The organism is Oceanobacillus sp. FSL K6-3682, from assembly GCF_037976165.1.
Taxonomy (GTDB): domain Bacteria; phylum Bacillota; class Bacilli; order Bacillales; family Amphibacillaceae; genus Oceanobacillus; species Oceanobacillus sojae.
Map to the genome: position 1 here is coordinate 4,713,505 of NZ_CP150263.1, position 25,680 is coordinate 4,739,184.

Consider the following 25,680-nt stretch of genomic DNA (forward strand, 5'->3'; position numbering starts at 1 on the left):
AAATTAAACGTAAGTAGGAAATAATATTGCACCATAACAAATAGCCATAAAGAAGAGATAAAACTTTCCATAATCGTTAGATGCAGAGAATGCAAGAAACTTCCGCTACAGCATTTACAATGCAGAAGAAGATAGTCTTTCTTGGAGCTGTTAAAGAAACAATAGGGTTTTCTTTTGTGAAAAAACTACCTCTTGTTCTTGATAACATCAGTACAGAGGTAGTTTTTTCATAATAGAGTACAGTCTATTATTTTTCATTTTCGATTGAAGAATATATCTATTAATATAGCCATAAAATATCAAAAAATTAGCTGAACTGAGTCAAGTTAGATACTGTACTCAATCGAGTCGAATAGATGCGCAATATACCTCTCAACTCAGGAATATATATAGGGACTCGTACTCTTTAATTAACAAGCGCTTGAATTTCAATAACTATTTAATACCTGAGCTTTTAAATATATAAGTCTAGGATGTTTCATTCCTGAACCTTTCTTAAAGACCACTTATGTCGTTTCTCATCATACTCAATAATAGCTGTTCGTAACTCTTCACCCTCAGTCACGTGTTCATTTATATCATCTATATAACTATCTGTAATATTACTAATATGAATATAAGCAAGATATGACTTCCCATAGTAATCTATTAATCCATTGATGAATGATTTTGATATACTCTTAACTTCAAAATAAACTACATCCCCTGTTTGTGGAGTTTCAAAACGTTTCATACTATAGTCATGCTTCTTACCCACAGATAAAGCGCTCTGTAATGCTTGATGAACCATAATTCTCCATTCATCTGAAATAATAAGCGTAGCATCTCCCTTATGTTGCCATCTATACATTTGAGAAGCCGGAAAAAAGTTACCTATAAATCCAAGTCTATACAAATCATTTAAAACAGTATTAAAATTAGTATCCATAACACTGTTAACAAAGAATCTGTTTACTCTTAATTTTAATTGGTGGACAGAGAATATAGACTTGAATCCCGTAAAGATATTGATTATTTCTTCTATTTGTTCAGAAGTATATAAAGCTCTCATTTCTTCTCTAATTTCACTCAAACTATCTAAAGAATATTGTTTATGTAAACTAGAAAAAACCGTTTGGGAAAAAGACTGACTATCACTATTGATACTGTTCTGGGCAGAGATAATAAATCTTACAATATCTCGTGGTTTATGCCAACTATTATTGAGAACATAATTTGATGGTTCAATTTCATGAATTTTTTCTGGAAACCATTGTGAAATAATCTTTTTATCACTTCTATATCGTTCATCATCTTCACTCTCACTTATAGCTATTCTCCTTAATAGAATTTGCATTATTGGGTGACTGAATGAATTAGTATTATTATAATTCCACTTCAAAGGCACCTCAAATCCTGAGATAACTTTATTTAATTCTTTAGTTACAATAAATCTAGATATAGCATTTACGATTTCAGATCTAATAGAACATATTACTTTGATATTATTCATATTAGATGAAGAAAAAATCGCGTTAAACCGTTTAATAGTAAAAATTAAATCTCTAATTAAGTATAAATCTCTCTTGAACACTTCTTCATCCCCATAATATGCTTCTAATTCGTCCACGAAAATATGATAAGGAATATCAGTTTTAGTTACTTTAGACAAAGCAACTTCTGCATCATCAACTAATTGAATAAAGCTTGTATAATTATTCTCTGGAGAATTCCTACTAAGGTCTACTTCCATCTCTGGTGCAATTGACGTCCCTACTGAATCAGTGTAAGGAATTGATAATTTAAGTTTATTAGGAATTACACTTTTTTTAATATTTAATGGTCCTTTGATTTTAGAAACGATCTTAATAAAATTAGACCAATGTTCATTATCTACAAATAATCCATCATTAAACTCTTCATTATCTGCTACTATTCTCTTAAGAAACAACCATCTCCAAATGTATTCAAATTCGGAATTATTTAGTAATGTATCCTTATCAATTGTAATAGACGATAGTCCTCTTTTTGAAAATTTATCAAACTCTTCTTTTTTTAATTCAGCAAACTCTTCTTTAAAGAAAACAAATGATGCACAAGCACTGTTATCTCTTTCTCTAATTAAGTTATCTAAGTAGAATAACAAAGCTGTTTTTCCGGTTCCTTTATATCCTGAAATAAAACAATGGTTCCCTTTCAATAACGAATCTAAATCAATGTTCTGAGGTATTATAAATGTTTTGATGAATCCAGATAATCCATCAAAGTTTATCTCATCTTTTGCATCGGGTTTTCCTGAATAAATATCTTTTATTGTTATTTTCTTCATATTATTCCTCTTCTTTCTTTGTTTTCATTCTTTACTGTTTTATTTATTTCATTTGTTTATTTCATTTGTTTACAACAAAAAATTAAATAGGCATTAAATATCAGTAACAAGTTTTTCAATTATTTAAAGCACGGTCCCCCTCAATTAATCTCAAACCCATGATAAATTTGCCTCAACAAAACCAACCTCACTTCTCAAACCCTAAACCGCCTAACCAACCCATTCAACTCCTCAGCAAGCCTCGACAACTGCTCCGAACTCCCTGCAACCTCTTCCATAGAACTATTTGTCTGCTGAACTGATGCCGAAGTTTGTTCAACACCGGCAGCTGCTTCTTGAGAAATAGAAGCAATCTCTTCAATAGACCCCTTCATTTCCTCACTGCTTGTAGTGATATCCACTAAGTTTTCAACAACAATAGTAATATTTCCTGCCATATTAGAGATAGACTGATTGATCTCCTTAAAAGTTTTTCCAGTTGTAACAATCTGGTCTGTTCCCTGCTCTACTTCCGCATATCCATCTTTTAATGATTGAACAACAGTACTTGTTTCATTCTGGATATTCGTTACGATATCTGTAATATCTGTGACTGAGACAGCTACCTGCTCGGCAAGCTTTCTCACTTCATCAGCTACTACGGTAAATCCTTTTCCATGTTCGCCTGCTCTTGCCGCTTCTATCGCAGCATTTAATGCCAGCAGGTTAGTCTGGTCTGCAATATCCTTAATGACCGCAACAAGATGGGATATTTTTTGGGAATGTGTATCTAATGCTTCCACTTTGACAACTGCTCCCTGCACAATTTGGTCAATCCTGCCCATTTGTTCTGTGGAGGAGGTCATTAGCTCGCTTCCGTTCGTAGTCATTTCCAGTACTTTATCGGAATATTGCTGAACACGTTCGCCATTATCATTTACTTCCTGTACTTTTGTAGTAAAGTTGCCGGTAATATCCGCCAGATCGCTGGCACTGTTTGCCTGTTTTTCAGAGCCTGCAGCCAACTCCTGCATTGTAATAGCTACCTGTTCAGAGCCAGATTTGACCTCGTTTGCTGCCTGGGTTAATTCTTCACTTTGATTTGTAACAGTCTCGGATACCTCGTTGATCTGTCTGATCAGGTTACGTGTATTGTTCGCCATCTCATTGGTAGCATCGACTAATTGTCCGACTTCATCTCTGCTCTGATTCTGCAGGTCATCCTGGTTCAGGTCTCCGCTGGCAATCAGCTTCATCCGCTGCATTACTGCTTTAATTGGTTTTGAAATAACATTTCCGGTAACAAGTGCTGCGGTGACACTGAGAATAAGAATTAAAATCGAAACTGTAACAACAATGATTACAGTGTTTTTTCCGTGATCAATGATTTTTTTCCCGCCCTTATTAATGGCTGCTTCTGAATCTGCTGCCATCTCCTCATATTCTGCAGTAATACTATCAACCATAAATGACAGGCCGTTCAGATTCGATATCGCCTGCTCTTCATCGCCACGGTCATATACTTCAAAAACATCGCCGACGATAGCGGTCTGCCACACGTTAGTCGTACGAATTAAATTCTCCAATTCTTGTGAGACACCAACACTATTTGCTAATTCTTCAAATTCGGCTCCCTGTTCTGTATACGCTTCAAAATCTTCCCTGAAATTGGTATTTCCGGTTAATACATATCCGCGGGCTGCTGCTATCCGGTGGGCCATAGCGGTTTCCAATCCCGTGTTTGCGATTAACATCTGAAGATTGTCTTCAATCATTTTGGTTGTTTCATCATTCATTCTTTTAATCGTGATGGAATTGTAAGCGCCTAAAAAAAGAACTAATAAAATAACAATGGAAAATGCAAAGATAATCTTGCTTTTAATGCTTTTCAGATTAAAAATAGGTTTGATTTTCTTCCTCTTTCTATTTTTGAACATGCTGCTTCTTCCTTCCAATTTGATTTACAGTAGATTTTCACTGTTTCTATTCTTAAAAAGACTTTCCTTTTTGAAGACTGCTTCTCCTGAATGAATTTTATATCTCTAGTAAAAAAACAGGTAATTTGTCTTGCTATGTAGGTTAATAGATCCACCTTATATATCGGTATATTTAACTATTTATAAAGGGAATTTTAATAAAAAACGACAAAATTTATGAAATAGATGCATTATTTCCCATTAAATCAAGAATCTGATTCCAGACAAAACACTGCTTTTAAGGTAAGTTGGGTAATGCAAAAAAAGAATCCATTTGATATGAAATAATCAAAATGAATTCCTTTTCCGATGGAGACTCGTATTTGTTTAATGTTCTTTTACTACAGCACCAGATTGTAAAATAAATTTTAAAACCTATAAATTCTTATAAGCAATATATCTATTATCATAAAAGTCTTTATACTCTACACTTTCCACCTCACCCAACGATGCATAATGGAAAATAAGCTGCCGATACACTCGACAGCTTTTTGTTTGTTTATAGTGATCCTCTTATAATTATAAGGTTTTATCAAACATTATTTTTTTGATTTCTTCCATCGGCATGTCTTCCCCTGTAAATAATTTGTATGCCAAAGCGCCTTGCCATAAAACCATTCCTAAACCATTGATCGCTGTAGCGCCAGCTGCTTCAGCCTGTGCCAACAATTTTGTTTTTTCCGGGTTATAAACCACATCCGTTACCACCAAATCCTCGCGCAGTGCATCTGTAACACCATCCAGAATACTCATTTCATCCATTGGTTTCATCCCTAGGCTTGTAGCATTTGCCAGAACAGCACTTTCAGATATTTCTTTGCGGAAAGCTTCCTTATCCTCTAAAGGAAAGATATTTGCTTTGACTCCGAAATGATTCATCTCATTGTTGATATAGGCAACATTTTCTTCTGCTTTCGGGAAGAATTTGTCATCTCTGGCAAGGATACTAATTTCTTTGATACCGGATTGTACTAACTGAATAGCTATTGGAGTGGAAACACCGCCGGAACCAACCAAGGTGATTTTTTTGCCTTCGATCTGCACACCGTGTTCCTCCAGGTTTTTCACATATCCTAAGCCATCTGTGTTATAGCCAATCAGTTTACCGTCTCTGTTCACGACTGTATTGCTGGCATGTGCGTATTTTGCGCTATCGTCCAATTCATCTAGATACTGGATGACATCGATTTTATTCGGCATAGATATATTGAATCCTGCTGCTCCCATTGCTTTCATGCCTTCTACTGCTTCCTTAAGGTTTTCTGGACCTACATCAAAGCCTAAGTATGCATAATTCAACCCGTTGATTGTATATCCCAAATTATGCATTTCAGGCGAAACGCTATGACCAACTGGTGTGGCCAGCAGTCCTACAAGTGTTGTCTTCGCATCTATTTTGGCAAGGTTTTTATCAGTTATCATCATATTTATATCTCCTTTAGATTAAATTTAATTCCCTTAATTGAGTACTTTCTTCCCTCGGAAAAGTACAAATACAGCAAGCAAAATGCCGACTAACGCAATGACCATATCAAATACTAATGTCATGGAAATACCAATTCCTCCAACCAAAGAGCTTGTGATGATTGGAACGAGTATGAAAGCGGCGCTTCCTGCTATATTGACGTAAGATGTAGTAGTTCCTTTGTTCGCTACAAAGAATTGTGTCATCACACTGATTGCCAATTGGAAGATACCAGAAGTCGACAATCCTAGGATAAATGTACATACAACAACAACCGGATAAGATTGAACAAAGAAAAGCATCAGCATAGATATAAAAGCAACTGCCGGGTATATAATCATAATCGTTATTGGTTTAACAAACTTGTCCAATATGACAGCCAGCAGGAGAACAGATACCAATGCACCTATACTGAAATAACTTAATAGCTGTACAGCGACATTTGCATCTAAGCCTATGAAATGTGTCCCCAGTTCCGGCAGCCATGTCTGCCAAACAACAAACAATGCTGTAGACGTAAACCCGATAAGGATGATCGCCAGTCCTTCACCCCAAAACTTCGGTTTCTCTTTAAAGCGATTATTCAGGTCTTCGCTTGCTTCCTCATTCTTTTCATTTGTTTCAATCGCAGGGAATGGCATAAAGATTAAATAAATACCACTGATTAAGAACAAGATTCCCAAGGAGTAGAATGACCAGCCCCATGAAAGATCATGAGCCAGTAGAAACGCCAGGATAAATGGTAATAAGGTCGCTCCAATAGACATCATTGCTTTAATCAAGACAGTAGCTGAACTTGATTTCTTTGGAAATGATTCGATCAAAGCTGGATATGTTCCTGAATCTAATAAGGAATTCGCAATCCCTGCAGTTATTGCTAAGACAAATGCTACTGGGTAGCTTGACAGCAATGGAATTCCGATTAAAAACAGCAGGTATAAAAAGCTTCCAGTAATAATAATCGGCTTACGTCCCAGCTTATCTGAGAGCCGGCCGGCAAAGAATAAAGCAACCAGCTTCCCAATACCAATTGCAGATACCAGCAAACTAATACGTTCAACTGGCTGACTATAGTTTTCTGATAAGTTACTCATGTTGGAAGCTATGATAATATTGATCATTCCTAACATGAAGTAATTCAAGTACATCCCAAACGATGTTTTAATATATGGATTTTTCATTTTTTCTCACCTCTAAAATCTTTACATAGTTTTCAATTTATATTTTTTATCTCTTTGGTAAATTTTCGAGAACAGCTTGATTTTTCTGGATAGGTAGATTGCCAAAACTGTACTCACAATGGTTATAGCCAATTCTAGATAAAATACGGAGAATATCCCGATATGCTTTATCAGCAATCCTGTTATATAAGGTATAACCATAAAAGCCACGCTGGCAGCAGCACTAACATAGGAAACACTGACTCCCTTGTTATTCGGAAACATTTGCATCATAACCGCCATGGCCAGCTGATAAATTCCAGATGTAGATAACCCGAGAAAGAACGCAATAAACGGTACGAGCGACGCGTCACGGGCAAACAGCAGCGAAATAACAAATATGGCAGCAGCAATTGGTGTGATTACCATTGCTGTGATAGGTTTTATAATTCTTTTCAGTAACCAGGCAAGCAGTAAAACAGAAATAAGCCCGCCCACACTGTAAAAGCTGAGCAATTTGACTGCATTATTTTCATTTAGATGAATAATTTCTTGGCCAAACGTAGGTAACCAGGTCTGAATGACAACTGTCATGGAAACTGCAGAAAATCCAATGAATACGATAGCTGTACCTTCTTTCCAGCTATGCGGATTGGATTCTTGTTTCTCGACGTTCTCCTTATCTATTTCTTCATTACGTTCCTCACCATTAACAGCCGGAAACCTGACAGGAATAAAGTAAATCCCCAGGACAATAAATAATATCGCCGGCAGGAAGAATGCATAGCCGAAAAACATGTCTTGGGATATTAAAAATGCGATTAATACAGGAAGAATTGCAGCTCCTATTGACATAAATGCTTTTATCAAAACCGTTGCTGTACCTGCTGCCTCTTTAAATCCTTCATTAAGCGCTGGGTAGGAAGAAGCGTCCAATAATGAATTACTTACGCCTGCAAATAAAGCAAAAAACATAGCTAATGTGAAATGAGTAGTCGTTGGCATCCCTATAAGGAATACAGTATAAAGTATTGCAGCCGATATGAGTAATGGCTTCCTTCCGTAGCGATCCGATAACTTACCTGCAATATTGATTGTAAGTAAGTGGCCGATACCAACAATAGAAATCAGCAGGCTGATATCTGTTCGGATAACGCCCATACGTTCCGATAAAAAGCTCATATTTGATGCCAATATGATATTGACCATTCCCAAAAGCAAATAACTTAGATAAATCCCTACTCCCATATTTAAGTATGGATGTTTCATGACTTTTCCCCTTTGCAACGTGCCCTCTTATAGAAAGTTCCTCTCACCCTCCTATATGGTTGGTACTATAATTACCAAATTCATTATAATTATCATAGGTATATCGATATACTAAATAAAAATTAAAACAAACCTAATATAAAAATAAAATTCAAGTTGTTTTTGGTATAACGATATACTAAAAACAACGAAATCTACTATACTCCTGCAGTTTTTTTGTGTCAACATTGTGACATACTTCACTTACTTCCTCTTAAATTCTTTTTATTTCTCCTTATCACAAAATAAAGAGAGGACTATTTCCTATAGGGTCAGGAAGGTCCTCTCTTTATGTACCTCTTATTTAGATGTTTCTCTGACAACTAGCTGCGGCTTAAGTATAATACGATGCATTTCCTCATTCTCACGCTTTATTTTACTATGCAGCAGCTTTGCCGATTGATTACCAATAGATTTCGGATAGGAAGAAACAGTCGTTAATGGCGGATGATATATTTCTGCTTCGGGAATATTATCAAACCCTACAATATCTATGTCACGTCCAATCACGATACCTTGTTTAGTTAACATCTTCATCACGCCAAAAGCGATTAAGTCACTAAAACAAAAAATAGCAGTAGGGCTATCCGGTAAATCCAGCAGCTTTAAAGCTGCTTCTTCTCCCCCTTTACTGGTTGGTTCACTGTCAATGACGAGTGATTCATCAAGTGGAAGATTGGCGTTTTCATGCGCCAGCCGATAGCCATCCATTCTTTCTATCCAAGTGGAAGATTTTTTTACCCCGCCTAAAAAAGCTATTTTCTCGTGCCCTTTGCTGACTAAGTGACTCACTGCTTTATAAGCTCCTTCTTGATAATCAATTCCTACATAATCTGCATTCACATTGGTTAGTTCCCGATTAGCAAGCACTAAAGGAATCTTCAGATTATTTAACTGTTTAGCTGTTTTACCAACACTTCTCGATGCAGGATTAAGAATCAAGCCATCTACTCTATGCTCTACCATTGTGGATATTAATTTTTCTTGTTTTTCAACAGAATCAAAGGTTGTCCCAAGCAATACCGTATAACCGAAGCCCTCCAGCGTATTTTGTACACCTATCAAAAATTCTGAAATAAATTTATTTGCGATATCCGTAACGATGACACCAATTATATTGGAATTCTGAGATCTCATATTTGCAGCTACTCTGTCATAAATGTATCCCAATTCTTCCATAGATGCTAATACTTTATCCCGTGTAGCTTGCGATATTCTCGGGTTATTTCTAACGACTAAAGAAGCGGTAGTTGTTGATACGCCAGCATGATCTGCAACCTCTTGTAACGTAACACGCACATTTTTTTTGGATTTTTTCAACTTTAATCACCTCTTCCATATAAATCAAAGAATGAATGCTGCATGCAAGCCTGCTTCCTTATTATGTTTGTTTACTATATTAAAAAATTTTTCTGTAATAAACCAGCTTAAACATATATGTAAGGTTCTATTTACTATTCTATTTGGGAAGCATATGTATCTAATATAACACTTTTTTATTCAAATTGAGTTTCGTCATTTATAATTACCTGGTATCGAATCGGTTACCTAACTCAAGTTTTCCTTTTTGATAAGGCTATTCTAATCATTTAAGCGGGAAAAATCGATAACTATATGAGGAGAAAAATAGTCTGTGATTTTGTTCGCTTATGGTTTGCTTCACCTTCATTTTTGGGGAAATCCGTTTTTGGATTCGTTTTAATGCGTTACTATAATTAGATTATAACCCTGGTTATGCAGAAATATCATTGGTTTTTTACTCCTTTTAGAATTCGCAGCGATTTTAAAAACATAATACTCCCATTATCTTATTGACAATCCACAAACAAATCGTTAGAATTTACTTAACAATTAAAAGATTCGAGTGATCATTATGTTAAAGCATACATCCCGACAATTAAATCGTTTCTTTTTTAGCTATTTTTAGATAGCGTCTATAGGCCCTCACGGATATAGATGCCCTATATCTAAGATGGCTGATTGACATGTAAAAATGTTTAACCAGTCCCAGGAGAAATCGAAGCGGCTGGTTTTTTATATTTTCTAGACCATTTACGTTTCTCTCCTTTTTCAGGGCTGAAGCATAAATGGTCTTTTTTATCATCATCGGAGGAGTGAGTATATTGTTAATTGGTTATCAAGGTGTGGAAGGCAGTTACAGTACGATCGCATGCCAAAGGTTTAGCGGGGAAAATAATTATCAGACGAAAGGGTTTCTTACCTTTCGATCATTAGTGGATGCATTGCTCCATGATGAGGTCGACTATATTGCATTGCCAGTAGAAAATTCGACAAGCGGCCCTATTACAAGAACAATTGATTTAATGAAGTATTTAGATGTCACAGTGACGGATGAAATCTATGTGAAAATTGACCATGCACTCATTACAAAGCATCCAATCGAGCTGTCGGAAATCACAAAAGTGTATTCTCATCCAGAAGCACTGGAACAATGCTACACCTATTTAAGTCAGTATCCGCATATCGAGGTCCTTGAACATATGGATACAGCTGGTGCAGTGGAAATGGTTAAACATGCAGAGGATGATACTATCGCTGCCATAGCAGGAAGTCATGCTGCAGAATTATATGGCATGACAGTGCTTCAGGAAAATATCAGCGACAATCCATTTAATACGACACGTTTTTTATTTTTTAAAAAGGAAGAGGATCCAGTTAATCAGGTACAAGGTAAAACATCTATTTATATCGAAGTAAATCATAGCACTGGCTCACTCAGCGATATTTTAAACATTTTTAAAAAGCATGATACTAATTTGCTCTACTTAATGTCCCGCCCAATTCAAACGAAGCCGTTCGAATATGGATTCTTTATCGATATTGACAACGGCCTTGGTAACGAAGCACTTCATATGGCATTAAAAGAGTTAAAAGGTATTTGTACATATATAAATATTTTAGGCAGTTACCGTAAAGGTAAAATCCCGGCATACAAAGGAGTCTTACAAAATGAAACAACTTTTAACAGCTAAGAAACACTTATTCACCCGAATTGCAATTGGATTTGGACTCGGAATCCTATTTGGTATCCTTTTACCCGAATTATCTATTCAGGTAAAATTCATCGGTGATATCTACTTAAATTTAATCCAGATGATGATTATCCCAATTATTTTTGTAGCTGTCTCTACTGGTATTATTAATATTGGCAGTTCCAGTGATCTCGGCCGGATCGGCTTGAAGAGTATTGTCGTCTTTGTTGCTATGTTTATTACCACAGCAGCAATCAGTTTAGTCATTTCCTACCTGATTCGCCCTGGTCAGAGAATTAATATTGATGCTGTTGGATATGATGGGGAAGTCACCGATCCAAGTTTCGCAGATTTCTTTATGAATATCGTACCTAGTAATCTATTCCAGGCAATTTCGGAAGGGGATATTCTTGCAACCATTTTATTCACGCTTATTTTCTCCGTAGCTATTGTTGTTGTTGGGAAAGAGGCGGATCCAGTCAGAACGTTTATCAACAGCCTGTCCAAGGTCATCTTTAAAATTCTTGATTTCATCATGGAACTGACACCGATTGGGATTATTTCGCTGATGGCATTCGCTGTTGCTGAATATGGTGCCGGTATTTTCTCTGCACTTGGGTTATATATTTTCACAGCATATTTCGCATGTATTATCGTATTTATCCTTGTGATGCTAATTCCAGCTTGGTTGTATAGTAAACGCAGTCCGATTGATTTTATTAAAGGCATTTATAAAGTATGGCTTGTATCTCTATCGACCACAAGCTCTGCTGTTACGATGCCAACAACAATGAGAGTAACCAGAAATGATTTTAAAGTCTCCGAATCTATTACGAACTTTGTTGTACCATTGGGAACGACTATTAATATGGCAGGCGGAGCAGTGTCGTTTAGTCTGCTCGCTGTCTTTGTATCCGACTTTTATGATATTCCGCTCGGTGTCGGCCAAATTATTTACCTCGTCATTATTGCAACGATTTTAAACATGGCAGCACCCGGTATTCCAGGAGGCGGAATTGTGCTCGGAGCATCATTCCTTACACTTCTTAATCTGCCGATTGAATTGATGGGCCCTATCGCAGCCATCTATCGATTACTTGATATGGCTTATACGACTATGAACGTTACCGGTGATGCCGCCGCAGCAGTCCTGATTGATAAATCAGAAGAAAAACGGGCCTTGAAATTAAAAGCCAGGAAATCTTAAAATATGTAGAGGGCGGGGACTTAACAAGCCTAAAATAAAGAAAGAGGAATTTCACATCAAAACTCGATGTGAAATTCCTCTTTTTACTGGTTTTTGTCTTCGTCTCTTTACTGATTGCATCAAGCCTTATAATGTTTAACTACATATCATATTTTTGAAATTTCTCTCCAAGCAAAAAGGATCTGGAATCTTACTTTCAAATCCTTTCCATATTGATGCTTTGAATTCCTTTATTTTCACATCAAACCCTTATGAATTTTTCAGTGGTAACTAATTATTAATACGTTTGTTAACTTCAATCGTAATGAACTCCGGCAAATAATTAGGAGTACATCCTTTTGATACCGTTTCATCTTTGTAAAGACCTGTTTTCTCACCAAGTTTCATACAACGTGCACGATTTTTTTCATCATAAACGCCTATCCAGCCTGCGGTGAAATTCATAGCCCATTGAACTTCCGGTTCTTCCTGCGTAATATTAGCTTCTAATGCAGATAGTAAGTCTGCAGTGTTATCAGGCGGTGTTTTTCCAGTCCATCTCAATCGACCTTGATAATACCAGAAAGCTCGCCTTTGAAGAGCAGAAGGGCTATTTTCCCATGACTCCATCAGCGCAATTGTCTTCTTGGCTTTGGTGAGCTGATTAGCCATTATCCAATCCATTAAGTTATTTCGCTCATCAAACGGGTGAGTCTGCATATCCTTATCAAGCTTATTTAGTACATCTTGTGAAAGAAGTTTTTTGTCCATAATTAAGGTTGCCAATAGTCTGGGCAAAAAATCTCCGGTTGACCAAAGTTCCATAGCTAGTTCGTGATCTTTTTTAATGTCCTTCGCGATTTTTCTTAAGTCGCCCAGCTTCGTTTGACTATTGATCTGAGATAGAATGTTTTCTGCTTTTGCTGAGCGTTTTATTTCTGTGCTTTTATTTTTATGCATTTGAGACAACTCCTTATTCAAGCACTGTTTCATAATATATCATTGGCGGCATATATCTATAACTAAATTTTGTTAAAAGTCTTATTGCACACAATTGTACCATAACACTGTAAAAGGAGTGATTCATTTCGCCATTATTTATGATACGGTTATCCGTGGTATATCTAAATAAAAATTCTTTCACCGACTTTCAATCCTTGATTTTTATCTCATATTTTCTTCCATAATGTCAACAAACCTTTCTGCAGCTCTATTTAACGGAACATTTTTTAAATAACATATCCCAATACTTCTTTTCGGTATAGGCTCCGTTAAGGTCACTTCATGAAGCAGGCCTTCTCCCAAAAACTCTTCAGAGAATTCTTTTGTAACACAGGCAACACCAAGATTAATCTTTGCAAATTCTAACAAAAGTTCATGTGAGCCTAACTCAAATTCCGGCTGGATTGTAATTCCTTTTGTAAGAAAAAATTCTTCCACATATCTCCGGGAATTGGAATTGTCCAATAAAATAAGCGGAAACTTAACCAATTCTTCCAGATTGGTCGGATTAGATAATTCTTTTTGATATTTTTCGCCATATACAAACGTATCCTGAATTTCCAATAAAGGCTTAACTTCTAATGACTTGTCATCTACGGGGAGATTACAGACAGCGATATTGACTTCCCCTGCTTTTAAGGCAGCTATAATTTCCCACGTTGTTCCATTAACTATTTTGAATTTAAGATTTGGATATCGATTATGAAATGTTTCTAAATAAGGAAGCAGAAAAAATCGCGAAATAGTATCGCTGACCCCTATTTTAAACTCACCAATGATTAAATTTTTAAATTCTAAAAGCTTTTCTTCCCCAGCTTGTATAAATTGAAGTGCTGAACTGACATATTCAAACAATAAATTTCCTTCATCCGTCAGCGTTACACCTTTAGACAACCGATTAAAAAGCCTTGTATCTAATTCCTTCTCTAATTGTGCCATTGATTGACTTATTGCCGGCTGTGACATATATAGCTCTTTTGCCGCTTTGGAAAAGCTTTTGTTTTTGCCAACTATATAAAAAAGATAATATAAATCCAATTTACCTATCATATAACCCACCCTTATACCCCATATTAGATATATTGACTTTACTTATATCATTAAAAGCCGTATATTACAAGAGGAGACTATTTGGAATGTTAGTGTATTAGTACGATACTTTTTTAAAAAAGTGAACTTTTTATCAAATATAGCCAGATTGCAAAGAAGGAGCGAATTATTGTGGAAAGAGTTGTAGGAACGATTGCCAGAGGATTGCGTTGTCCCATCATTAATACAGGAGATCGTATCGAAGAAATCGTTGTGGATAGTGTATTAAAAGCATCAGAGATTGAGGGCTTTACCATTCAGGATAAAGATGTTGTAACTGTTACGGAGTCAGTTGTGGCTCGGGCACAAGGCAACTATGCCACCATTGACCACATTGCCAAAGATGTTGAAACCAAATTTGGGGATGATACAGTCGGTGTGATTTTCCCGATCCTTAGCCGTAACCGTTTTTCTGTTTGCCTCAGCGGTATCGCAAAAGGAGCCAAGAAAATAGTATTAATGCTAAGCTATCCTTCTGATGAAGTAGGGAATCATTTAGTAGATTTAGATACCCTTGATGAAAAAGGAATAAACCCTTGGACAGATGTTCTAACAGAAAAGCAATTTCGGGAGCATTTTGGCTACAACAAACATACCTTCACAGGCGTAGATTATATCGATTATTACAAGTCCCTGGTTGAAGAATATGGAATAGAATGCGAAGTAATCTTTTCAAATGATTCAAAGACAATTTTGGAATACACAAAGAGTGTACTTTGCTGTGATATTCATTCACGGGAAAGAACGAAGCGAATTTTAAAGGCGAATGGCGGCGAAAAAATTTATAGCCTCGATAATATCCTTTCTGAATCCATTGACGGAAGTGGCTTTAATGACGCTTATGGCTTACTGGGCTCGAATAAAGCGACAGAAATTAGTGTAAAGCTATTCCCGCACAATTGTCAGCCTGTCGTTGATAGCATTCAAGAAATCCTGAAGGAAAAGACAGGTAAAACAGTTGAGGTCATGATTTATGGGGATGGAGCCTTTAAAGATCCTGTAGGAAAGATATGGGAACTGGCAGATCCGGTTGTTTCCCCTGCTTACACAGCTGGATTAGAAGGAACGCCGAATGAAATTAAATTAAAATACTTGGCAGATAATCAATTTGCTGACTTAAAAGGTGAAGAACTCAAAAATGCCATCTCTAAGTACATTGATGAAAAAGAGGATGACTTAGTCGGAGCGATGGAAGCGCAAGGAACAACTCCACGGAGACTTACGGACCTTATCGGTTCACTGTCTGATTTAACTTCAGGCAGCGGTGATAAAGGGACGCCGATTGTTTTTATTCAAGGGTATTTTGATAATTATACGAAATAAGTGTTACTGGGAAAAATGTATAGGACGAGGGAGAGTATCTCCTTTGTCCTTTTTTATAGGTTGGGTAGAGGAACCCCCACAGCATTCGTAATAGTATATTTTAGAATTCAAAAGCTGTAATTAACTCTAACCCTTCATTTTCTTCTACATCAAATAACATATTTTTTTATGGTGAAAAGCCACATTATTCCATTAAAAAATGCGGCAGCCTTAAAATAAAGTTTAATTAAAAATACCAAAAAACCCAGGTTTTAAGATAAATAAAAAGAATCCATTTTGAAAAAGATTGATCAAAATGGATTCTTTCCCATATGTTTATTTTTTATAAAGTAAAGGTAAGCTTATTAAAAGCATAATAATCCCTAATGCTAAAAAATAAATTGGCATCGCAAGCACTGTCCCATTATGGAAAACACTCATACCATAGGTTGCAGCACTGACGAGTAAATAATAACCTAAGCTAAATATCGCACCCGCAGAACCAATGACATCTTGAAATTCAATGAGCGCTAAGCTTAAACAGTTTGGTAAAGCCGTTCCTGTGCCAAATAGAATAATAAATATACTAACAATCATGGTTGGCATTTGTAATGAAATCGGTAAAAAGTGTACTAATGTAGCAAGCACTGTACCAATGAACATAATGGCTAACCCGAAAACGATAATCTTCTCAGGTTTTGTGTGGCTGACGAGTCGTTTAGATAGCATCGCACCTGCGATAGAAGCGAGCGCAACGACAATACCTAAAAAACCATACATTGCACTTGTTAGTGTAAAGTATTGCGTGAAAATAAACGGTGCTTCAGTATAATAGCTAAATAATACACCGTTAATACCACCTATTATTACACCATAGCGCCATAGACGGGCATTTGTAACCATACGTTTTACTATTGGCAGCAGCGGCTTCATCTCGATATTAGCTAACGCTGTTTCAGGTAAGCGAAAAAACGTATAGCAAAATACAATAATACTCATAGTTACCAATACCAAAAATATCACTTTAAAGCCCAGATAATAATCGGTAAAGCCACCTATTAACGGGCCCACGGCAGGTGTGAAGGCCATAGCAGCTGAAATTTGAGCGAACAATTTGTGTCGTACAACACCTGAAAAGCTTTCGCGTAAAATTGTTTGTGTCACGATAGAACCAACACTTGCACCAAATGCTTGAATAAAGCGTGCAACTAATAAAACCACCATTTCACTTGCTATTAAACAAAGTACATTACCAACAAAATACAAAAACAGCCCATAAAGCATTGCCTTGCGCCGGCCGATTTTATCTGATAAACGCCCAAAGAAGAATACCCCGAAGGCAAAAGCAATAAAGTACACACTCATCGTAAGCTGTGCATCATTCATAGAAGTTTCAAATGCTTCTGCAATAGAAGGTAATGATGGGCTAAAAATAGTTTCACTAATTTGTGGAAAGCCTACTAATAAAATTAATAAGAATAAGCTGGGTGTTTTGTCCCCGATGTTTTTCTTCAATACAATCCTCTCCTAGATAATTATAGGTTTGAAAGAAAAACATCGCAGCTCGGGAATTGGCGGCTTCATGAGCTTAATTTTTTCTAATTCACTCATGAATTCACTTCCTTCTAATTTAAAATACAAAAAAATTGTACCATCAAAGACTAAAACAGTACAACTTTTTTTGAAACTGGTATAACTTTATTGTAAGGTGAGTCACCATGTTATTCTATGTCAATTTTACAGCCGTTATCAATCTGCATTTGTTTTTTCTTTTCCACAGAATAAGATATACTGGACTAAGCAATAACGCAGGTTTCTTGTCTTTTCATCATTGACAATTTCAGCAAGCCCATTGAAATATTAATATTACCTTTTTATCCTGTAATAGAAAAACCACATCCTCACTGTCTCCCTCATAGTAAAATAAAATATCCCTAATTCCAAATTAATAGAATTAAGGATTTACTGCTTGAATCAAGCAATTTTATATTTAACTACATATCACATTTCTGAAAAAACCTTATTTACTTATGATACGGTTCACCGTAACTCTTTAAAGGTAGCGAATGGCTCTTTATATGTAATTCTTTGTATGCCCACATGGATAATGCAATAAATTGCCACACTAAGCACATAGACAGATTCGACAATAAAAAAATAAATCACCCTGATATGCGACGGCTAGTAGGGTGATTTATTGTGGAAAATACTTTATTCTGTTCGGCCGCTCTTCATAAACCGGAAAACCAGCCTTAGGCGTTACCAGCACCTATAGTCAACTATTATGTTTTAAGCCGATAGATATATCAGCCGATAATTATTTAATACTTGAAGCCAAATAAAGCACCTGATCCGTCCTCAGTTTGTTCAAGCTCACATACAATATCTCGGCTATTTAATTTATCTTTAGAGACATCTGAATCTATTAAACTGATGATATATTGCACATTATTTTCATTACAATATTCTTCGATAAATTCAAGATAGGACTCTTTTCGGTTCTCATGCAATGCTTCAAAAGGTCCATCATGGTATAGGAATTTAAAGAAACTTTTATTAGAATAATAGCTTAAAATAGCTAAATCAAAACACATACACAGCATTTTTCGATATGAGAATCCTTCATCTTCATGTGTCAAGGCACCACTATCTGTTATGATACCAGCATTAAACTCAACATTTGATACGGTATTAGTTGAAATATTAATTATTCCATTCTTACTTGTTATAGCTTCAAAGTAGGTCTTAAATAGATACCTAATATCATTTAAAACTTGATTTCCACTTTCTATTTTCGAATCTATTATTTCGTTAATATTTTCAAGCTCCTTTTTCTTTTCATTTAACTCTTTTATATCTGTTCTTGTTTGTAAGATTATATCTTTTTGTGTCTCGAGACTTTGGATGCTCTTTTCTTTTTCAATTAAATTGCCTCTCAAATTTTTATACTTATTAATAACATCGGTATCTTGCAATACATTTAAAATATCTGATCGTTGTTTTCCTAAGTCTTTTAGCTTTTCATCAACTACTTTAAGCTCTGCTTTTCTATCAATAAGCAGCTTTGATAAGTGAACTCTTCTATCTTCAAGTAAAGACTTATTAAAATTAATTAACTCTTCATAAGATTTTTCAAGTTGATCATTAAAATAAATTTCGACTTCTTTAAAAAGATCTTTTATGTAATCAAAGTCAAGAAACTCTTTGGTTGCTAAAGAGTTTTCAATTAGCTCCATGTCAGACCTTAAATTATAGGCTTTATTTTGTAATAAAATCGACTTACTTTCAATCTCTTTAATTAATTCCTTACTTATTTGTTTTTCATTTAAATAAAAGTTGAATGAGTCGAGATCCTGTTCCAATATTTCCTTTTCCCTAGTCAGAATATCTATTTGTCCATTAATTCTATCTATATCTGAAGCACTATAATAATCTTCCATGTTTTTTATTTTTGTTTTTAAGGATTCAATTTCATTATTTAGTTGATATTTTTTAAAAAGCAAATCACTATCAAATCCTAGTAATTCATATACAAAGGGTTTCCATACTTGATCTGTAGAACTTGAGAACTTTTTTAATTGGAAAACATCGCTATAATCGTTTTGAGTCCTTATAAAATAACCTACTAGTTTACGATAATCATAATCACCTAATATATCGAAGTCTAATTTCTCATTTAGAATCGCTGTTGCTGGGATGACTTTTTCACTTGTAGTATTTAGAACTAAATTCGTGTAATCCCATTCTTCACATTCCAACAATTCTGTAGAGTAATCAAGTGTTTTCATGTCTACTCTTGTAACGTTGCTAAAAGATCTTCTTATTGTTAAATAATCACCATTATTTAATTTTAATTCCAAGAAAAACGTATGATCCTTAAAAACCTTTTTCTTGTTATAAAAATAGGTTCCCTTTTTTACTTCCTTAAGTAGCATAAAATCTATCAACTGAACAAGAGCACTTTTTCCAAGGTTGTGAGGATCGTTTACATTTTTATCATGGACATAACCAAAGATGATATTCAATCCATTTTTAAATTTAATATCTTTAAACCTTGAATCATCGCTATACAACCTTGATAATTTCATATATTCATCTCCAAGACGTCAGATTCGATATCATAGTCGACTCTGCCTAGTAAAAATAAAAAATCGATCGCCGGCAAAAACAAATATAAGGCATCGTCACCAATTTGCTTTTCTAATGCATTATAAAGCTGTTTGTAACTACACTTGTAATTATTTTCTTTGAACAGCTTTATTAACAGCGCTACTACATATATTAAGCTTCTGTTTAATTCTGTGAATTTATCCGGTCTCAGCATTACCATCACCGTTTTCCCCAATATGACATATGTAATACATAAAATGTATTACCACACTTACCATTTCCTCATTCTCTAAGATCTCAACATCATTAGAATTTAAAAATCTATCAATAACATTATTAATTACTTCGCTAAAATATTCCTTTTCTCTTTTTATTTCAGGTATCTTTCTATTAATGGTCTTCTTAATATTGTTGTATGATTTCTTTAAATTTTTATTGCGAGGATCAGATATTATATCTTTAATAGTTTTGAAATAAATACTACTTTCAATAATGACATTGTTGTAATCGTTACAACCTTCTTCTTCTAAATTATTTATAAAGTTTTTTTCTACAATGTTTATTCTCTTTAAACCATCATCATCTTCAATACCTTGATTAGGCTCTATGTCATCTTCAAGCTCTAATTCAAGAAAGTCTATTACCTTTTTTAAGTTATATGGATTGATTACGTCACTTCTCATATGTATAAAGTTGTGGTTATATACATTACCATGATTGCTATATACTGGGCTATGATCACCCTTTGTAGTATTTTTACTCCCCGTCATCTTCCATCACCGAAACGCCCTTTTACTTCACCATCATTATTAAAAATAGGACTATTTTTTCCTTTTGTTTTGTTAATGTTTCTTTGATTTATCCTTATAGATTTAAGAACATAGCCCCCTGTAGCTCCAAGTATAAGTGTCAGTATATGGGTTATAACTGTTGTCCAATCAATAGTCATTTCCGATCACCTTCTTCATAGTTTATTGGGATATATGGTGTAGTCTAAAACTATTATGTCAAAATATTACAATAGTTACAACCATGTTTTCAACAAATAAGAATCCAGAAACCTATATTTTTACTGTAAAGAGTCAATTTCATAATTGATCTTTTTAAAAATACAAAGACTTGCAGAATTTAAACATTGTAATTTTGAAAACAGAAATCATGCAGTTTTGTGTTGGTTTAATTGTGCATTAATACGGTCTGCAGCTAATTTTGAAGCATTGTAAATAAGCGTGATCATATCAAAATGAATCTTGGCACGTTTCCCAGTACGATAACGAACATTATTAAGTTGAAAGAATTCCTTAAGGTATGCGTTTACTCTCTCGACTGCTGTACGACGCCTAAAGATAGTCTTCCAGCTCTTAGATCCACGAGCTGGCGCTGTGTATCTTCTAAGGTCTTGCGTTATCTTTATTTTATATACCTTTTGGCAGATACCTTCGGTAGCTAAAGGACAGCTACTGCACTCCTTTGGCCTCGTGAATTTCAGCGTTTCATAGTTGGCATCAAAGCTATCGTAACGGTAGGAATGCTCACGAAAACAAGTTGGGGCAAAGTGTTTATCAAAGCCAATTGGTTCCCTTTCATTTTTCTTATTATAGGCAATGATAGACTGGTTTCCCATTCGATGTACTTATTCATAATTAGGTTCATAGTCGTAACCCGCATCCATTGTTTGGTAGCGCAAAGAAGAAAGAGGTAGTTCCTTCACACCTTTTAATAAGGGAATGGCGGCTTTTCCGTCATTCAAACTTCCTGACGAAAAGAGTGAATGTAAAATATATTGACTGGACGTTCCAACAGCTAAGTGGCCCTTGTAGCCGTACCAAAAAACATTTTTTCCTTCACTGTTCTTTTTTATGCCCCATTTTGGGGCTTGGGGGACTTCAGTCCGTAAGTCGGCTAAAGGCACGTCTAATTGCGCTTCTATTTTCTTTTCATAAAGAGGCAAGTTTGCTTCTATTTCAGCCTGTTCAAGTAACCATTGTTCCCGTTCTTCCTTGGGTTTGCGTCCACGTTTTTTAGGTTCTGTTTTGGGCTTATCTTCTTTGGGTGGTGCTTGATCACGTGCTTCGAAGTGAGTGGCATCAATGGCGACGGTGTTGTCACTAATAAAGCCTTCCGCAATGGCTTGTAGGACTACTTTTTTCTGTTCTTCTTCTAGAACGCTAGAGTCACTAAGTTTCGTCAGCAGGCGAGAATAGGCAGCTTCGGAAGGTGTCTCGTCAGACACAAGAAAGCCACAGTTTAACTTGAAAACAAAATCATCATTCAGGCGCTTAACCAAATCTTTAATCGTTGGAATCCGTTCTACAATGCGAATAAAACAGCTGATAATCATTGCTGCATAATTAAGCTCCACAGGAGCGCCAAGCCGTGATTTTTTTTTGACTTCATGGAAGATTCTATCCAAATCTATCGCGGATATAATCGCTTCATAACGTTGGGTAGGTTCCATTTCGTATAATTCTTGGATGCCAAATAAGCTTGTTTGTCGTATAATGGTCATAAGAAGTACTCCTTCAGTCTTTTTATGGTCGTTTAGTCAACTACCATTATACAAGATTTGGGGAGGTACTTCTTTTTTTTGTCTCTCAAAAGCGTTGGAATAGAAGGGTTAAGAATTATGAAATTCATTCTAAAGAATAAAAATTAAAAACAATCACCCTAATTGTTATTTGTGGATGATTGTTTCCCTCTTTATGTTACCTCGTCTTTAATTGTAATAACTTAAGCATTTTGTGGCCAATCTTTATACTGCTCTTTGGCTTCTTCCATAATTGCTTTTGTAATGAATATAAGTTGTTGTCCTTTAATTCCCTCGTTCATTAAAACTTTCTTAACCGCCATGTTAACCTTAGCATAGATATTCTTCCTGTGTTCACTAGTCCAGTCCTGACTCAAGTTCTTCTTCAATTCTTTCACTACCTTATGAATAAGGTCCGCTAGAAACTTATTATCAAAGGCTTCCATTTTTAGTGATGTAATGGCTTTATAAAATTCAACTTCTTCATCAGAAAGCCCTAGATCTTTACGAAAATCTGCTTCATCATCTACTTCATTTTTCATATCAGCCATCATTCGTACAACATCTGCTGCTTGTATAATGCGGTTATGATAGTCTTTTAAGGTCTTCTCAAGTAGTTCACGCATTTGCTTTTCTTTAGGGCTATTCCGTTTGAAATTGACTTGAATATGGTCTTCTAGTAGTTTTTTTAGTAATTTAAGGCGTAGATCTTCGTGGTCTTCTTTCTCCTGCATATCTTTTAGAAACTCTTCATCAAGAATACTGATATCAGGCTTCTCAATACCTGCAACCTTATAAATATCAACTGGTTCTTTCGATTCTAAGTGTTGGTCAATCAACGAATTTAGTCTTTCTTCAACCGTCTGGTTTGATTTGAAATCATTGTTTTGCGCTGAAAGGTATTTCCTCACTTGAATACGAACCATTTGATATAGAGTGACTTCATCTGAATTTGGAATTACCTTATCAATATGTTTGACCAACTTATATGCCTTCTCTAGTTTTACGCAATCCTCAACAAACGCTTCCGGATCTCCGTTTAATTGGTCATTAACAAGATCTGCAATTAAATCATCGCGACTTACTTTAGACAGAGAGCGCCAATCATCGCGATGTTCGATATCACCAAAATACTTACGCACTTCTTCTAACTTATTATTAAAGACACCGATTGCTTGGTCTACATCTATGTCCATATCATTAGTTGCATTATCACCTGTATATTGGTTAGTTGCTTCTTTAAGAGATGTTGCAATACCAATAAAGTCAACGATGAGTCCACCTTCTTTACCAGGGAAAACTCGGTTAACACGTGCAATCGCCTGTATTAAATTGTGACCCTTCATAGGTTTATCTACATATAGGAATGAAAGGTTCGGAACATCAAAACCAGTAAGCCACATTGAAACAACAATAACTAGTTTTAGAGGATCATCAGTTTTCTTTAAACGTCCTTTGACTTCCTCTTGCTCTTCTTTTGTTTTAATGTGAGCGTATTTGCTACCTGGATTTATCTCTCGCCACGAGTCGGGGTCTTTTGAAACATCACCTGTCATGATAATCTCTACTTCTGGACAGTTATCATGCTTCTTTAGTTCATCATACAAGCGAACGGCAACCTGACGACTCATACAGACAATCATACCCTTTTGAAATGGATCTGCAGCCTTGTTGAAATGGTCTAAAATACCTTTAGAAAGTCTTTGTAGACGTTTCGGTGTTCCAACAACTTTCTCTAAAGCCGCCCATTTCAATTTGTAAGATCGTGACTCCTCATCATCAAGTCCTACCTCGTTGACTAAATCAGTAAATTCTTCGTCTATATCAGCACCATCATAATCTAATGGAATCATCCGACTTTCATAATATAATGGTAATACTGCTTTATCTTGTACGGCTTGTGCCATATCATAACGGTGAATGACATGACCAAATATTTCTTCTGTATTATTACCAAGTAACTTAACTGGCGTTCCAGTAAAGCCAACAAATGAAGCATTCGGTAAAGCAAAACGTAGTTGTGCTGCATACCCTCCATCAAATCCACTTTGTGTTCGATGTGCCTCATCTGAAATCACGATAATGTTCCTTCGTTCCGATAAAACCGGGTGTTTAGCTTCGCCTTCTTTCAAACGGAATTTTTCAATCGTTGAAAAGACAATCTGCCCACCTTCACCTCTAAGGATATCCCGTAGTTGGTCAGCTTTCTTCGCATGATGAATATGTCCGATTAAACTCCGACCTTCTGAAAATGTGTCGTGGAGTTGCTCATCTAAATCATTACGATCCACCTGCACCACAACCGTAGGATTATCCAAATCCTTATGTGTAGACAAAATTGCTGAATAAAATAACATACTGATACTCTTACCAGATCCTGTTGTATGGTACATCACACCAATTTTGTTATCACCGTTTGGGCGAGTTGCACGAATGGTTTCTTCAACAGCAAAATTCACCCCAAAAAACTGGTGATACTTTGCACCAATTTTAACTTTAGAATCACCTTTATCCATATAAACTATAAAATTACGGATATAGGTTAATAATCTTTCCTTTTCAAACAAACCTTGAATTAACGTTCGCATGGTGTTGACAACATTATTGTCAACATTAATACCATCTATTGTTTTCCAAGAAGCAAAGAAATCATAAGGAGCAGATGGCATCCCATGTTTCGTTTCGATGCCATCTGATACAACCGTGAATGCATTGTACTCAAAAAGTTGGGAGATGTCATGGGTGTAATTACGGATTTGTGTATAGGCATCATAGACTGTCGCATTTTCTTTATTTGGGTTTTTAAGTTCAAATAAAATAATTGGAAGACCGTTTATGTAAACAATGATGTCTGGGCGGCGAGACATACGGCCTTCAATTGATAACTGATTAACAACTAAAAAATCATTATTTTCAGGAGTAGTCCAATCAATTGGGTAAACATGTTGGACTTTTTCTTCACCTTTATCCTCGTAAATATACTCAAGACCTTTTACGCACTTTTGGTGGAAAACAAAATTACGTTCTTCCCATCCAACCCCTTCGTTTAAAATAAACAAGTTTGCTAAGCTCCTAATTTCATTTTCGGGAATCATCGGATACGTATCACATAGGAAAGACTCAAGCCTCCCTTTTAGAGCAACTTCTTGTACCCTTTCACGTTCTCCTCTTTGAAAAAGTTCCTGACCATGCAGATATGTATAGTCAAGCCTTTTCAACCGCTCTATCGTCGTTTCTTCAAAATCCGATTCCATTAATCTACCCACGGTTATCCC

General features: G+C 35.7%; 17 protein-coding genes and 1 pseudogene. 3 read left to right on the plus strand and 15 right to left on the minus strand.

From position 1 onward, the window contains the following. Positions 1-478: 478 nt before the first annotated feature. The 6 genes from MHH51_RS22785 to MHH51_RS22810 form a co-directional block, all read right to left on the minus strand. Positions 479-2,308 (minus strand): hypothetical protein, encoded by a 1,830-nt coding sequence (locus tag MHH51_RS22785; protein ID WP_339283768.1) that lies wholly within the window; start codon positions 2,306-2,308, stop codon positions 479-481. A gap of 194 nt (positions 2,309-2,502) precedes the next feature. Beyond that, on the minus strand, positions 2,503-4,224 hold the full coding sequence (locus MHH51_RS22790) for a methyl-accepting chemotaxis protein (RefSeq protein ID WP_339283770.1): 1,722 nt from the start codon (positions 4,222-4,224) through the stop codon (positions 2,503-2,505). 558 nt (positions 4,225-4,782) lie between these two features. After that, a complete protein-coding gene (locus MHH51_RS22795) occupies positions 4,783-5,685 on the minus strand; it encodes a quinate/shikimate dehydrogenase (RefSeq protein WP_339286355.1) in 903 nt (300 codons plus the stop codon). Between the two features lie 36 nt (positions 5,686-5,721). Further along, positions 5,722-6,909, minus strand: a complete 1,188-nt coding sequence (locus tag MHH51_RS22800; protein WP_339283772.1) for an MFS transporter — start codon at positions 6,907-6,909, stop codon at positions 5,722-5,724. Positions 6,910-6,930: 21 nt separating this feature from the next. After that, a complete protein-coding gene (locus tag MHH51_RS22805; protein ID WP_339283774.1) occupies positions 6,931-8,157 on the minus strand; it encodes an MFS transporter in 1,227 nt (408 codons plus the stop codon). A gap of 339 nt (positions 8,158-8,496) precedes the next feature. Further along, a complete protein-coding gene (locus MHH51_RS22810) occupies positions 8,497-9,516 on the minus strand; it encodes a LacI family DNA-binding transcriptional regulator (RefSeq protein WP_339283776.1) in 1,020 nt (339 codons plus the stop codon). A gap of 803 nt (positions 9,517-10,319) precedes the next feature. Between MHH51_RS22810 and MHH51_RS22815 the strand changes: the two genes are divergently transcribed. Together MHH51_RS22815 and MHH51_RS22820 are read left to right on the plus strand one after the other, a co-directional pair. Next, positions 10,320-11,189, plus strand: coding sequence for a prephenate dehydratase domain-containing protein (locus tag MHH51_RS22815; protein ID WP_339283778.1), 870 nt, complete (start codon positions 10,320-10,322; stop codon positions 11,187-11,189). Further along, on the plus strand, positions 11,167-12,396 hold the full coding sequence (locus MHH51_RS22820; protein WP_156986252.1) for a dicarboxylate/amino acid:cation symporter: 1,230 nt from the start codon (positions 11,167-11,169) through the stop codon (positions 12,394-12,396). Before MHH51_RS22815 ends, MHH51_RS22820 begins: the two co-directional genes overlap by 23 nt. A 270-nt stretch (positions 12,397-12,666) precedes the next feature. On the opposite strand, the gene MHH51_RS22825 is transcribed toward MHH51_RS22820, so the two are convergent. Together MHH51_RS22825 and MHH51_RS22830 are read right to left on the minus strand one after the other, a co-directional pair. After that, positions 12,667-13,335 carry a DNA alkylation repair protein gene (locus MHH51_RS22825; protein WP_339283781.1) on the minus strand — a complete coding sequence of 223 codons (669 nt, stop codon included), beginning with the start codon at positions 13,333-13,335 and terminating at the stop codon, positions 12,667-12,669. A 204-nt stretch (positions 13,336-13,539) separates the two neighbouring features. After that, positions 13,540-14,427, minus strand: a complete 888-nt coding sequence (locus tag MHH51_RS22830) for a LysR family transcriptional regulator (RefSeq protein ID WP_339283782.1) — start codon at positions 14,425-14,427, stop codon at positions 13,540-13,542. Positions 14,428-14,598: 171 nt separating this feature from the next. Here MHH51_RS22830 and MHH51_RS22835 point away from each other — a divergent pair, with 171 nt between their 5' ends. Further along, entirely contained in the window at positions 14,599-15,789 is a 1,191-nt protein-coding gene (locus MHH51_RS22835) for a coenzyme F420-0:L-glutamate ligase (RefSeq protein ID WP_339283783.1), read from the plus strand. 315 nt (positions 15,790-16,104) lie between these two features. Here MHH51_RS22835 and MHH51_RS22840 read toward each other — a convergent pair whose 3' ends face one another. The 7 genes and pseudogenes from MHH51_RS22840 to MHH51_RS22870 all read right to left on the minus strand — a co-directional run bounded on the left by MHH51_RS22840 (position 16,105) and on the right by MHH51_RS22870 (position 25,659). After that, the gene (locus tag MHH51_RS22840) at positions 16,105-17,283 is read right to left on the minus strand and encodes a multidrug effflux MFS transporter (protein ID WP_339283784.1); all 1,179 of its coding nucleotides are present in this window, start codon (positions 17,281-17,283) and stop codon (positions 16,105-16,107) included. A gap of 806 nt (positions 17,284-18,089) precedes the next feature. Beyond that, entirely contained in the window at positions 18,090-19,856 is a 1,767-nt protein-coding gene (locus MHH51_RS22845; RefSeq protein WP_339283785.1) for a DUF2326 domain-containing protein, read from the minus strand. Continuing rightward, positions 19,853-20,098: an ABC-three component system middle component 8 gene (locus MHH51_RS22850; RefSeq protein WP_339283787.1), complete on the minus strand. Its 246-nt coding sequence runs from the start codon at positions 20,096-20,098 to the stop codon at positions 19,853-19,855. Before MHH51_RS22850 ends, MHH51_RS22845 begins: the two co-directional genes overlap by 4 nt. Beyond that, positions 20,076-20,648 (minus strand): ABC-three component system protein, encoded by a 573-nt coding sequence (locus MHH51_RS22855; RefSeq protein WP_339283788.1) that lies wholly within the window; start codon positions 20,646-20,648, stop codon positions 20,076-20,078. Before MHH51_RS22855 ends, MHH51_RS22850 begins: the two co-directional genes overlap by 23 nt. Beyond that, positions 20,645-20,827, minus strand: a complete 183-nt coding sequence (locus MHH51_RS22860) for a hypothetical protein (RefSeq protein ID WP_339283789.1) — start codon at positions 20,825-20,827, stop codon at positions 20,645-20,647. Before MHH51_RS22860 ends, MHH51_RS22855 begins: the two co-directional genes overlap by 4 nt. 207 nt (positions 20,828-21,034) lie before the next feature. Then, a pseudogene (locus MHH51_RS22865) lies at positions 21,035-22,387 on the minus strand (IS1182 family transposase). Between the two features lie 221 nt (positions 22,388-22,608). After that, the gene (locus tag MHH51_RS22870) at positions 22,609-25,659 is read right to left on the minus strand and encodes a type I restriction endonuclease subunit R (RefSeq protein WP_339286356.1); all 3,051 of its coding nucleotides are present in this window, start codon (positions 25,657-25,659) and stop codon (positions 22,609-22,611) included. Between the last annotated feature and the right edge of the window lie 21 nt (positions 25,660-25,680).